The organism is Thioclava sp. NS-SX20, from assembly GCF_057380695.1.
The window spans coordinates 176,474-189,553 of the sequence record NZ_CM170816.1; the positions used below are offsets into that span (position 1 = coordinate 176,474).

Genomic DNA, 13,080 nt, shown 5'->3' on the forward strand with positions numbered 1-13,080 from the left:
TGCTATTCGCGCCACGCCTCTTTGATCCACGGCGTAGGCTTCATGAAGTGGCGCAGATAGCGGAAGGCCGAGCCCTCGTTCTCGGGGCGGTTGGGGAAATTGGCAAGATGGTCGCGCAGGGTAAACCCCTCGCGCCCCTGCCAGCCGCCCTCGATGGCGGTCTGCGGGTAGACCCCGCCCGGAAAGATCACCACGCGGGCATCGGGATGTTTGCGCGCGGGCATCACCCAGTTCAGCGGGAAGACCGGCAGGCATTGATAGCGGAAATGCTGCACCCAGTTCTTCGGGAAAAGGTCGATGCCGCCCGGCGCATTACGGGTCACAAAGCGCTGCTCATAGACATATTCCTCGGCCACGCCCAAAGGATCGGCACAGAATGTCTCTTGCAGGGGCAGGAGCTTGCCCACCGGAAAGCGGAAGCAGGAGGTCTGGCCCAGCCGCTCGAAGGGTTTGGCGGGGTTGCGCGACAGCACCACGCCATCAGGGTCGCCATAGGTGAAGAGATCATCCAGCGATCCGGTGATCACCAGATCCAGATCCAGAAACAGCACATTGCCCGTCAGGCTGCCCAGCTTCGGCCCCCAAAGGCGCGCCTTGGGCCAGATGCCTTTGCGGGTCTTCGGGATTTCAACCGGAATCTCGGGCAGGGGCTCGGTCTTCACCTCGGGGCGGATGCCCTCGGGGTTGTCGCAAAAGCAGGTGAAGGTGAAGGGCGGCGTGATATTGCGCGCGACCATAGCGTACAGGCGATTGATGAAGGGCGGGCCATATTTGGTGCCCCAGTTGATGCAGATCACCTGCTTGATCATGGCAATTCAGCCTTTCGCCTTGCGGGGTCGCCCCCGTGTCTTCTTGGGGGCGGGCTCCTCGGAGGGAGTGTCCCCTATGATGCGCCTCAGCCATGCAAGCCCGCCTTCGGTGGTCTCGCGCGGCGTATAGTTGGCGCAGACATAGCCGGAATAACCGCCCGCGTCGAGATGGGCGCAAAGCCCCGCCAGATCAAGGGACTCGCCCGCAGGTTCGTGCCCATCGGCCCCTGCCAGCCAAAGGTGGCCAAGTTGCGGCAGGTAGGGTGTGACCCATGCAATCGGGTCTTCGCCGGAAGCAAGGGGGCTGCGCAGATCAGCGGCCAGTAACAGGTTTTTGCCGCCGACTTCCGCAAGCACATGGGCACAGCTTGCCAGATCGGGCAGCAGGCTGCCCGCCCCCTCTGGGGTGATCATGAAACGCGCTTTCGGATGGGCTTTGCAGGCGGCCTTGAGATTGCCGATCAGGGTGCCGATCTGCGCTTCGGGTCCCGCCAGCAGTGTCAGGAAACCGGATTTCAGCACGTCGGCCACCCGCAGGGCCCGCTTGAGATCGCGCAGGAAGCGGTCTTCTTGGCCCGCGACCCCCGCATAGCCCGGCAGGCCGCCGGTATAGTTGGGTGGCGGAGCGTCCAGCCCGGTCCAGAACAGGTCGTTCATCACCAGCTGATAGCGCAGATCGGGGGCCGCTGCATCATAGGGGCTGCGCATCTCGACGGCATCGAAACCGGCAGATTTCGCGGCAGAGAACCGGGTCATGAGCGGACGGTCAGAGAAGAGATGATCCAGATCGGCTGCAAATTTCGGCATTCAAAGCTCCGCCATGGGGATGATGGGGAAGAATCGGCCTTCCGACCACAACCCCAGCCAGTCCTCTTCACCATGTTTCCCGCTTTGGGCGAGGTCAACCAGACGGTAGAAGGTTTTTCGGTCGATCAGTGCCTCAAGACCGCGCCGGATATGTACATAGGGGGAGGGCTCTCCCTGCGCGTCGAGAGTGACGCGGATCGGATGGTCGGCATTGGCGGTGACCGTATCGCCGACATTGGTGGTAAAGCGGATCTGCTGCGTCTCGCCGGTGCCGGTCACGTCGGCATCGACGGCCAGAAAGGGGGCATCGACCACGCGGATGCCCACTTTCTCGACCGGAGTGACCAGAAAATACGCGTCGCCTTCGCGCTTGAGGATCGAGGCGAAAAGCCTGACCAGAGCCTCGCGCCCGATCGGGGTGCCAAGGTAGAACCATGTCCCGTCACGCCGGATTTCTATATCCAGATCGCCGCAGAAGGGCGGGTTCCAGAGATGCACGGGCGGCGGGCCTTTCTGCGTGGCCTGACGGGCCGCTGCTGCCAGCCCGTCGGCGGTGGGGGCCTTCACGGGCTTGTGTGTCTGTGTCATGCGGGCCTTTGAATTAGCTATTTGGTTTTGAGGCGTAATCTGGTTTTCTATATGTAATACTTTTCGCGGAGCATTGTCATGACCGAGCCTACCGATCTTGTCGCTGAAATTGAAACCCTTGGCGCAAAGCTGATGGCGGCAAGGGAATCGATCAATAAGCGTTTCATCGGGCAGGAGCGCGTGGTGGAACTGGTTTTGGCGGCGATGCTGTCGGGCGGGCATGCGCTTTTGATGGGGCTGCCGGGTCTGGGCAAGACCATGCTGGTGGATACGCTGTCCACCGTGATGGGGCTCAAATCGAGCCGCATCCAGTTTACGCCTGACCTCATGCCCGCCGATATTCTGGGCTCGGAGGTGCTGGAGACCGCCCCCGACGGGGCGCGGGCGTTCCGTTTCCTCGAAGGGCCGGTGTTCTGCCAGCTTCTGATGGCCGACGAGATCAACCGCGCCAGCCCCCGCACCCAGTCGGCGCTGTTGCAGGCGATGCAGGAGCAGGAGGTCTCGATTGCCGGAGAAAGCCGTCCGCTGGGCCGCCCCTTCCATGTGCTGGCCACCCAGAACCCGATTGACCAAGAAGGCACCTATCCGCTGCCCGAGGCGCAGCTTGACCGTTTTCTGGTGCAGGTGAATGTGGTCTATCCCGACCGTGAAACCGAGCGTGCGATCCTGCTGGCCACGACGGGGGCCGAACTGGGCGAGGCGCATGAGGTGTTCACCCCCGACGAGCTGCTGCGCGCGCAAAATCTGGTGCGGCAGATGCCGGTGGGGGCTTCGGTTGTCGAGATGATCCTTGATCTGGTGCGCGCCTGCCGCCCCAACGAGCCCGATGCCTCGGCGCTGGTGCAGGACAGACTGTCCTGGGGGCCCGGTCCGCGGGCCGCACAGGCCTTGATGCTGACGGTGCGGGCGCGGGCGCTGATGCAGGGACGTCTGGCCCCTTCGGTCGAGGATGTTCTGGCCTTGGCCGAGCCCATTCTTGTGCACCGCATGGCGCTGAGTTTCTCGGCGCGGGCGCGTGGTGACGACCTGACGCAGATCATTGCCGATGTGGCGCAGGAGGTGGCGTCCAGAGCCGCGAAAGAGGTTGCGGCGTGAACGCCTCCAAAGCTCCGATGACAAAAGCGCCCGTTTCGCAGGCTCCCGTGCTGGGCTTGCGGCGCGAGGCCGACCAGCAGGCGGCGACATTGCCGCCCCTGCTTCTGGCGGCAGAACAGCTTGCGCGCACGGTGCAGATGGGCTTTCACGGCAAGCGCCGTGCGGGAACGGGCGAGGAATTCTGGCAATACCGCCCTGTCCATAGCGGCGACGAGGCACGGTTTATCGACTGGCGGCGGTCGGGCCGTTCGGACAGCCAGTTCGTGCGGGAGCGCGAATGGCAACTGGCGCAGACGCTGCATCTATGGGTGGATGATGCCGCGTCGATGCAGTTTACAGGGGCCGAGACCGGCCGCAATGCCCGACCGGAAAAAGGCGCGCGGGCGCGGCTTCTGGCGCTGGCGCTGGCAGTTCTGTCGGTCCGCTCGGGCGAGCGGGTGGGGCTGACGGGGGCCTTGGTGACCCCCAAGCCGGGGCGCGGGCAGATCATGACGCTGGCGCAGATGATGTCGCAGGCCGGTGCGGTGGATGATTACGGCGTGCCCGAGACCTCTGCCGTGCGGGCGCAATCGAAGGTGGTTTTCCTGTCGGATTTTCTGGGCGATCCGCAACGTATGGCCGAAAGCCTGCGGCGCCTTTCGGAGCGCGGCGTGACGGGGGTAATGCTGCAGGTGCTGGACCCTGTCGAGGAGGATTTCCCCTTTGATGGCCGCACGATTTTTGAATCGATGGCGGGGAGCCTGCGCCACGAGACCCGTAAGGCCGGTGATCTGCGTGCGCGCTACCGCTTGCGTCTGGCCGAGCGGCGCGACAGGCTGGCCCGGATGGCACGGGCCGCGGGCTGGCAGTTTGGAACCCATCATACCGGCGAGACGGCGCAATCGGCGCTTCTTTGGCTGCATGCCGCGCTGGAAAGGGGGCGCTGATGTGGGGTCTTGGACCCGTCGGGTTTACCGCCCCTTGGCTGTTGCTGGGGCTGGTGGCCCTGCCGGTGCTGTATCTTGTGCTGCGCGCCACGCCGCCCGCGCCAGTGCGCCGCCGGTTTCCCGGTGTGGCACTGCTTCTGGGGCTGTCCGATCAGGAAGTGCAGGCTGCGCGCACGCCGTGGTGGCTGATGGCGCTCAGGATGCTGGCGGTTGCTGCCGCGATTGTCGGTTTTGCGGGGCCGGTGCTGCATCCCGCGATGTCGGTGCAGGGAGCATCGGGGCCGTTGGTCATTCTGACCGATGGCAGCTGGGCCTCGGCGCGCGACTGGAGCCGCCGTCAGGACCGGATCTCGCAGGCCCTGGCTCAGGCGCAGGCCGACGGGCGGCCCGTGGCGCTGATTTCGCTGAGTGACCCGCCGCCCGAGCCGCCGCCATTCCTGAGCGCCGAGACCGTGGCGCAGGGGCTGGCGGGCGTGCAGCCTATGGCATGGGAGCCGCAGGATATCGAACCGGCGAAGATCCTGCCGAAGGGAAAATTCGAGACGCTCTGGATTTCGGACGGGCTGGACCGCGCCGGACGCGCGGCATTGGTGCAGGCCTTGCAGGCGCGCGGGCCGCTGACCGTCTGGCAGTCTCAGGCGCCGGTGATCGCGCTTGGGCCTGCGCGGATCAGGGACAGTGGCGTCGAGGTTCCGGTCAGGTCGCAAGCCCCGCTGACCGCGACCATCGAGGTCGCGGCCATCGGGCTCGACCCTAACGGGATCGAGCGGGAACTGGCCCGTGTGCCGGTCACGATGGCGGGGGCAGCTGGCGTGGCGCTCTTTGATCTGCCGCCCGAGCTGCGCAATCGTGTGAGCCGTTTTGCCGTGGTGGGCCTCCGTTCCGCAGGGGCGGTGAGCCTGACCGATGACGCGGTCAAACGGCGCAAGGTGGCGCTGGTGTCGGGCACCAATTCGCGCGAGGGGCTGGAGCTGCTGGACCCTGCCCATTATCTGCGTGAGGCTCTCAAGCCCACCGCCGATCTGATCGAGGGCACTCTGGACGATGTGCTGGTGGCCAATCCCGATGTGATCATTCTGGCCGATATGGCCGAGATTTCCGCTCCTGACCGTCTGGCCGAATGGGTCGAGGAGGGCGGGTTGCTGGTACGCTTTGCGGGGCCGCATATGGCCGCGGCCGATCTGAGCGGCGACCCCCTTCTGCCGGTGCATCTGCGGGCGGGCGGGCGCTCGATCGGGGGGACGATGAGCTGGGGACAGCCACGCCAGCTTGCGCCGTTTCCCGCCGGTTCGCCCTTCGCGGGGCTGACGGTGCCGTCCGATGTGACCGTGAAGGCGCAGGTGATGGCCGATCCGGCACCGGATCTGGCTTCACGCACCATTGCCGCGCTGGCTGACGGGACGCCTTTGGTGACCCGTTCCAGACTGGGGGACGGGCAGCTTGTGCTGTTCCATGTGGCGGCGGATGCCGAATGGTCTACCCTTCCGCTTTCCGGACTTTTCCCGCAAATGCTTGAACGTCTTGCTATTTCCAGCCGTCCTGCGCAGCCCGATCCGGGCGAGCTGGCGGGCACGACATGGGTGCCGCAAAAGCTGATTGACGGGTTCGGGCGGCTTTCGACCGCCGAAAACGCCGGCGGTGTCGCAGGCGAGACGCTGGCCGCAGGGCCGGCAGGTCCGGATCTGAAGCCGGGGCTTTATACCGCCGATGACCGCGCTGTGGCCCTGAATGCCGTGGCACCGGACCGGCGGCTGGCACCCGCCATATGGCCTGCGGATATCCCCGTCGAGGGGGCGCAGACGCAGGTTGCGCGGCCGCTGAAGGGCGCGTTGCTCGGGCTGGCCCTGCTGGCGCTTGTGGTGGATATTCTGGCCTCGCTTCTGCTGTCGGGGCGGCTGCGCGGGCCGCGGGCCACGCATCTGGCCGGAGCGGCGGTTGTGGCGCTGGCTTGCGGACTGGCGGGGCAGCAGGCCCGCGCGCAAGACCAGATGCCGATTGACCGTGCGATTGCTGCCGCGTCCAATGTGGTGCTGGCGCATGTGGTGACCGGCGATGCCGAGGTGGACCGCATCGCGCAGGCGGGGCTTCAGGGGCTGTCGGACACGCTTTATGCCCGCACCACCGTCGAACCCTCGACACCGATGGCGCTGAATCTGGAAACCGATGATCTGGCGCTTTTCACCTTTATCTACTGGCCCGTGACAGCGGACCAGCCTGCGCCCAGCCCCAAAGCCTATGCCAAGCTCAACCGCTTTCTGCGAGGGGGCGGCATGATACTGTTCGATACCCGCGATGCCGATACCGCCGGTATGGGCGAATCCCCCGAGGGGCAGCGGCTCAAGGCTCTGGCGGCGCCGCTCGATATTCCGCCGCTGACACAGATTCCGCCCGACCATGTGCTGACACGGACCTTCTATCTGCTGGCCAGCTTTCCCGGGCGCTATGACGGGCCGGTCTGGGTCGAGGCGGCGGATGGCAAGGCCGCACAGGCCGAGGGGATGCCGTTCCGTGATCTCAATGACGGGGTGACGCCCGTGGTAATTGGTGGCAATGACTGGGCGGGGGCCTGGGCCGTGGATGCGCGCGGCAACCCGCTGCTGCCGGTCGGGCGCGGCATGGGCGGGGACCAGCAGCGCGAGATGGCGCGCCGGTTCGGGGTCAATCTTATTATGCATGTGCTGACCGGCAATTATAAATCCGATCAGGTGCATGTGCCCGCACTTCTGGAAAGGCTTGGTCAGTAATGAACACCCTCTCGGTGATCTGGGCACCCCTGGTGCCGTGGGAGAGTCTGGTGCTGGCGGGCGTGATCTGCGGGTTGGCCGTGGGGGTCGCGCTCTGGCGGGGGCTGCGCGGCTGGGCCTTGCGGGGCATGGCGCTTGCGGTGCTGCTTCTTGCGCTGGCCCAACCGTCGATCCAGACGGAAGAGGGCAAAAGCCTTTCGGATATCGTGTTCCTGCTGGACGACCGCTCGGCCAGCCAGAACCTGTCGGATCGTAGCGCACAGACCGACAAGGCGGTGGCCAGCCTGACCCGCCAGATCGAGGCGCGGCCCAATACGGAGTTGCGCCGGATCACGGTGGGCGATGCGCCCGAGAATGCGGGCACGCTGCTGGGCTCGGCTATGGCCGAGGCGCTGGCTGCCGAGCCGCGTGCACGGGTGGCGGGCGCGCTGATGGTGACCGACGGGCAGGCGCATGACGCGGGGCTGATGCCGGATCTGCCCGCGCCGCTTCAGGTGCTGCTGACGGGCCATAAGGCGGATTGGGACCGCCGTCTGGTGATCCAGTCCGCGCCGAGCTTCGGGATTATCGGAGAACCCGTCTCGATCCGGCTGAAGGTCGAGGATATGGGGCAGGTGCCTGACAAGGCGCCCAAAACGGCCGAGCTGAAGATTGCCATCGATGGGGCCGCCGCGCAAAGCTATCAGGTGAATGTGGGCGAGGATCTGGAGCTGCCGCTGGTGCTGGACCACGGCGGGCAGAATGTGGTGCAGTTCTCGCTGACGCCGGTCGCGGGCGAGTTGACCGACCGCAATAACGATGCGGTGGTGCAGATGAACGGAGTGCGCGACAGGTTGCGCGTGCTGCTGGTGTCGGGCGAGCCGCATGCGGGCGAGCGCACATGGCGGAACCTGCTGAAATCGGACGCTGCGGTGGATCTGGTGCATTTCACCATTCTGCGCCCGCCGGAAAAGCAGGACGGGGTGCCGGTGTCGGAACTGTCGCTGATCGCCTTTCCGACCCGCGAGCTGTTCGTTGACAAGATCCATGACTTCGATCTGATCATCTTTGACCGCTATGCCGCGCGGGGCATCCTGCCGCAAAGCTATTTTGCCAATATCGCGCAATATGTGCGCGATGGCGGCGCGGTTCTGGTATCGGCGGGGCCGGAATTCGCCACTGTCGAAAGCCTCTGGCAGACGCCGCTCAAGGACATTCTGCCGGCACGGCCTACGGGGCGGGTATTCTCGCAGAGCTATCTGCCGCGCCCGACCAAGCTGGGGATGCGCCATCCGGTGACGGCGGGGCTGGCAGGGATGCCGCCGGTCGATCCCGCGAAGGATGGCGGGACCAAGCATTGGGGCCATTGGCTGCGCCAGATCGAACTGGGTGATGTGCGCGGCGAGACCGTGCTGACGGGCGCGCAGGATGCGCCGCTTCTGGTCATGAGCCGCGAAGGCAAGGGGCGGGTGGCGCTTCTGGCATCCGATCAGGCATGGCTGTGGGATCGCGGCTATGACGGGGGCGGGCCGCAGCTGGAATTGCTCAAACGTATCGCCCATTGGGAGATGAAAGAGCCCGAGCTGGAGGAAGAGGCGCTGTATGCCGAGGTCCAGCCCGGCGCGATGGGCTTTACCATTGTCCGTCGCAGCATGGCCGAGAAAACCGGCCCTGTCACCATTACCAGGCCCGATGGCACGACCGCGCAGGTGGATCTGAAAGAAACCGCACCGGGGCGGTTTACCGCGCAATGGGCCGCGTCCGAGGCGGGGCTGTACCGGCTGAAACAGGGCGATATGGACCGCGTTGTGGCGCTGGGTCCGGCCAGTCCGCGAGAATATGAGCAGACCATTGCCTCGGGCGCGCCACTGGCGCAGGCGGTGGCGGGCTCTGGCGGGGCTGTGACGCGGCTGGAAGAGGGGATCCCGCAGATTCGCAGCGTGCGCGAGGGCCGGCCTTCGGCCGGGCAGGGCTGGATCGGGATCACGCCGCGCGGGGCGTCCGAAGTGGCCGATATCCGTGTGATGCCGGTTCTCCCCGCTTGGGCATGGCTGGTGCTGGCGGCACTTTTGACAGTGGGGGCATGGCTTTACGAAGGGCGGGGACGCCGTCGCCAGACAGGATAGGTCCGGCTTGCGGCAGATGCGGATTTAAAGCGAAAACATGATCTCGGTCAAAGTGCTCACCATTTGGTGATATTAAATGGTCGCAATTACTGACGATGATCCATCCCGGGATGAGCCATGTTCACACTCTCTAACCTCTTCAAAGCGGCCCTCGGTCTGGTGGGCGCTGTGCTGTTTTTTCTTGTCGGAAGCTGGGCGGCGCAGGCGCTTTATACTGTGGGCGGCAATGATGCACAGACAGCGGGCATGACCGATGCGCCCGGTGGTCTGATTGGCGGCGACAGTGCGGCGGCACCGGCCGAGGATGTGGTCGAGGTCGTCATGGGCGAGGGGGATGCCGCCGCCGGTGCCAAGGTTTTTAATAAATGCAAGGCCTGCCACAAGGTTGACGGCACGAATGCTGTGGGGCCGCATCTGGATGGCGTGGTCGGGCGCCAGATCGCCAGTGTCGATGGCTTCGCCTATTCCGAGGCGCTGAAGGGGCATGGCGGCACATGGGATTACGAGGCGCTGGATGCATGGCTGACCAATCCCAAAGATTTCGCTCCGGGCAACAAGATGACCTTTGCCGGTCTGAAAAAGGCCAAAGACCGCGCCAATGTGGTCGCCTATATCGAAAGCCTGCAATAACCGCGGCCTTCACGCCAAGCAGAGACCGTTCCAAGAGCCGCCCTCGGGGGTGGCTCTTTTTGCATCACCGCTTCACAATCCTGCGCATCCTCATGAAAAATCGTGCCTTCACAGGTGTTTCACACAGAAGCAACTTGATAGGCGGCCTTTCGCAGTTTTACCTATACGGGGTCCAGCCTGTGTGAAAGGAACGGTAATGCATGACATGACAAAGGCGCCTGTAGAGGCGGTTCCGCAAGAGCGCGGAGCGCGGCGATATATGATGCCTTTTGCTATGATTGCCGTTTTGGGATGCACAAGCCCCCTGCTTGCCGGACCGGTGGCGGCGCAAGAGGTTGCGGGCGAGGTGGGGGCCGCGCAGGTCGGTGGTCAGACCGTGGTGAAAGCCTATGGGATCTCGACCCTGAATGATCTGAAATATCCCGCAGATTTCCAGCATCTCGACTATGTGAACCCCGAGGCTCCGAAAGGGGGGGAGATGTCGGAATGGACGGTCGGGGCCTTCGATAATTTCAACCCCTACTCGGTGCAAGGCCGCGCTGCGGCCTTGGCTTCGGTGCCGCAGGAAAGCATTCTGACCGGCACCTCCGATACGGTGGGGCAGAGCTATTGCCTGATGTGCACGACACTTGAATATCCTGTGTCCAAGGACTGGGTGATCTTCCATCTGCGCGAGGGCATCACTTTCTCGGACGGGACGCCGATGACGGCGCAGGATGTGCTGTTTTCCTTCGAGCAGCTGCGCGATTATGGTCTGTCGAGCTTCCGTCAGCTTGTGGCGCAGCAGGTGGCCTCTGCCGAGGTGCTGGATGACCATACGATCAAATATACCTTCACCAAGGATGCGCCGCGCCGCGATGTGATCCAGATGGTGGGGGGGCTGCCCGTCTTTGAGCAAAAGCAGTTCGAGCGCCTCAATCTGACGCTGGACAAGACCTTCCCCGAGGCGCTGGTCGGCACCGGCCCCTATATGTATGACAGCGATAAGAACAACCGCTCGATCACATGGAAGCGCAATCCCGATTACTGGGGCAAGGACCTGCCGATCAATCGCGGGCGGAACAATTTCGACAAGCTGCGCATCGAGTATTTCGGTGATTACAACGCCGCTTTCGAGGCGTTCAAGGTGGGGATCTATAGGTTCCGCAACGAGGCGTCGTCCAATAGCTGGGCGACAGGCTATACCTTTCCTGCTGTGAAAAGCGGGGCGGTGGTCAAGGCCGAACTGCCCGACGGGAATGTGGCCTCGGGGCAGGCTTTCGTATTGAACATGCGCCGCCCCATGTTTCAGGACCCGAAGGTGCGCGAGGCCGTTGGGCTGGCGTTCAACTTCGAATGGTCCAATAAGACGCTGTTTCACGGGCTTTACGAGCGGGTGAATTCGATCTGGGAGAATTCGCCGCTGGAGGCCACTGGCAAGCCCAGCCCCGAAGAATTGAAAATCCTCGAGCCGCTGAAGGCCGATCTGCCCGAAGGGGTGCTGACGGAGGATGCGGTGATGGCCCCCGTATCGGGTGAACGTGCGCTGGATCGCAAGAACCTGCGTCAGGCGGCGAAGCTTCTGGAGGAGGCGGGCTGGACCGTGGGCAGCGACGGTTTGCGCCGCAAGGATGGCAAGGTGCTGCATATCGACATTCTCAATGACAGCCAGTCGATGGACCGTGTCATCAACCCCTATGTCGAGAACCTCAAACAGCTTGGTATCGAGGCGGTCAACGAGCGTGTCGATGACGCGCAATATCAAAGCCGCGAACGCAGCCATGATTTCGATATGGTGATCAGCCATTTCGGGCAGGATCTGCTACCGGGGTCCGATCTGCAGCAATATTTCGGGTCGCAATCCGTGGGGGATGTCTTCAACGCGATGGGTCTGGCTAATCCGGCGGTCGACAAGCTGATCACGCTGGTCGAGCAGGCCACGGCGGAAGACGAGCTGACGACCCGTGTCCATGCGCTGGACCGTGTGCTGCGGGCGATCCGCTTCTGGGTGCCGCAATGGTACAAGAACACCTATACGGTCGCGTATTATGACATCTTCGATCACCCCCAGACCCTTCCGCCCTATTCGCTGGGCGAGATGGATTTCTGGTGGTATGACGCCGCAAAAGCAGAAAAACTGAAGGCCTCCGGCGCGCTGTAAGCGCGTAGGGGCTCGGGCAGAAAAGGGGCGAGGCCACTTATGGGCGCCTATATCCTGAAGCGGTTGCTTCTTGTGATACCGACACTTCTCGGCATCATGATCGTCAACTTCACCCTCACGCAATTTGTCCCCGGCGGTCCGATCGAGCAGATCCTTGCGCGGGTCGAGGGGGGCGGCGATTCCATGCGCAACCTGACCGGCGGCGGCGGCGATTCCGGACAGGCGCAGGGCGGCGATGACCAGGGCTATCAGGGCGCGCGGGGGATCTCGCCGCAGCAGCTCGCCCAGCTGGAAGTGCAGATGGGCTTTTCGCGGATCGTCTGCGAAGAGGGCTATCAGGGGGTGCCTTCTGTCACCGCTCCCGAATGCCGCACCGAAAAAATCGGTGCGGTCGAGCGGTTTTTCATCATGATGGGGCATTATCTGACCTTCGATTTCGGCAAGAGCTACTTCCACAACGAGACGGTCATGCAGCTGATTTCGGAGAAGATGCCGGTGTCGATCACGCTGGGGCTCTGGTCGACGCTGCTGGCTTATCTGATTTCGATCCCGCTGGGCATCCGTAAGGCGGTGCGCGATGGCACCTCCTTCGACACCTGGACCTCGGCGGTGATCGTGGTGGCCTATGCCATTCCGGGGTTCCTGTTTGCGGTGCTTCTGCTGGTGCTGTTTGTGTCGGGCAACTGCTTCCACATCCCCTTTATCCCCGAGAGCTGGAACCCGACCTGTTACAGGCTCTTCCCGCTGCGGGGCCTGACGTCGGATAATTTCGACACGCTGAGCACGCTCGGCAAGGCCAAGGATTACCTCTGGCATATCGTGCTGCCGATCACGGCGATCACGATCTCCAGTTTCGCCACGCTGACCCTGCTGACGAAAAACTCCTTCCTTGACGAGATCAACAAGCAATATGTCGTCACCGCCCGCGCCAAGGGGCTGACCGAACATCGCGTCCTTTACGGCCATGTGTTCCGCAATGCGATGTTGATCGTGATCGCGGGCTTCCCCTCGACCTTTCTGGGCGTGTTCTTCGGGTCGTCGATCATCGTGGAAACCATCTTCTCGCTCGACGGCCTCGGTCTTCTGGGCTTTCAGGCGGCGGTCGAGCGGAACTATCCTGTGATCTTCGGCACGCTTTACGTCTTCGGCCTGATCTCGCTGGTGGTCGGCATCCTGTCGGATATGATGTATGTCTTTGTCGATCCACGGATCGATTTCGAGAAGAGGGGCGGCTGA

The 13,080-nt window shown here is 63.7% G+C and carries 10 protein-coding genes; 7 read left to right on the forward strand and 3 right to left on the reverse strand.

The features are described from left to right. Positions 1 to 2: 2 nt before the first annotated feature. Genes AC2ISB_RS00845 through AC2ISB_RS00855 form a run of 3 tightly spaced genes read right to left on the reverse strand, consistent with a single transcriptional unit; the run spans position 3 to position 2,204 of the window. On the reverse strand, positions 3 to 809 hold the full coding sequence (locus AC2ISB_RS00845; RefSeq protein ID WP_339108960.1) for a glycosyl transferase: 807 nt from the start codon (positions 807 to 809) through the stop codon (positions 3 to 5). A gap of 6 nt (positions 810 to 815) precedes the next feature. Next, positions 816 to 1,616: a TIM barrel protein gene (locus AC2ISB_RS00850; protein WP_486575610.1), complete on the reverse strand. Its 801-nt coding sequence runs from the start codon at positions 1,614 to 1,616 to the stop codon at positions 816 to 818. Further along, a complete protein-coding gene (locus AC2ISB_RS00855) occupies positions 1,617 to 2,204 on the reverse strand; it encodes a DUF1285 domain-containing protein (RefSeq protein WP_406720241.1) in 588 nt (195 codons plus the stop codon). It lies immediately after the preceding gene. A 78-nt stretch (positions 2,205 to 2,282) separates the two neighbouring features. Here AC2ISB_RS00855 and AC2ISB_RS00860 point away from each other — a divergent pair, with 78 nt between their 5' ends. The 7 genes from AC2ISB_RS00860 to AC2ISB_RS00890 all read left to right on the forward strand — a co-directional run bounded on the left by AC2ISB_RS00860 (position 2,283) and on the right by AC2ISB_RS00890 (position 13,080). Beyond that, positions 2,283 to 3,299 carry an AAA family ATPase gene (locus AC2ISB_RS00860; RefSeq protein ID WP_406735660.1) on the forward strand — a complete coding sequence of 339 codons (1,017 nt, stop codon included), beginning with the start codon at positions 2,283 to 2,285 and terminating at the stop codon, positions 3,297 to 3,299. A 17-nt stretch (positions 3,300 to 3,316) separates the two neighbouring features. Then, a complete protein-coding gene (locus tag AC2ISB_RS00865) occupies positions 3,317 to 4,225 on the forward strand; it encodes a DUF58 domain-containing protein (protein WP_486576723.1) in 909 nt (302 codons plus the stop codon). Continuing rightward, positions 4,225 to 6,969 carry a DUF4159 domain-containing protein gene (locus AC2ISB_RS00870; RefSeq protein WP_486575613.1) on the forward strand — a complete coding sequence of 915 codons (2,745 nt, stop codon included), beginning with the start codon at positions 4,225 to 4,227 and terminating at the stop codon, positions 6,967 to 6,969. The genes AC2ISB_RS00865 and AC2ISB_RS00870 overlap by 1 nt, the downstream gene beginning before the upstream one ends. Then, on the forward strand, positions 6,969 to 9,074 hold the full coding sequence (locus tag AC2ISB_RS00875; protein ID WP_486575615.1) for a hypothetical protein: 2,106 nt from the start codon (positions 6,969 to 6,971) through the stop codon (positions 9,072 to 9,074). Before AC2ISB_RS00870 ends, AC2ISB_RS00875 begins: the two co-directional genes overlap by 1 nt. 117 nt (positions 9,075 to 9,191) lie before the next feature. Next, positions 9,192 to 9,704 carry a c-type cytochrome gene (locus AC2ISB_RS00880; RefSeq protein ID WP_406720245.1) on the forward strand — a complete coding sequence of 171 codons (513 nt, stop codon included), beginning with the start codon at positions 9,192 to 9,194 and terminating at the stop codon, positions 9,702 to 9,704. Positions 9,705 to 9,963: 259 nt separating this feature from the next. Beyond that, complete coding sequence (locus tag AC2ISB_RS00885; protein WP_486575617.1) at positions 9,964 to 11,844, forward strand: extracellular solute-binding protein; 1,881 nt, start codon at positions 9,964 to 9,966, stop codon at positions 11,842 to 11,844. Positions 11,845 to 11,883: 39 nt separating this feature from the next. Next, positions 11,884 to 13,080: a microcin C ABC transporter permease YejB gene (locus AC2ISB_RS00890; RefSeq protein ID WP_339108968.1), complete on the forward strand. Its 1,197-nt coding sequence runs from the start codon at positions 11,884 to 11,886 to the stop codon at positions 13,078 to 13,080.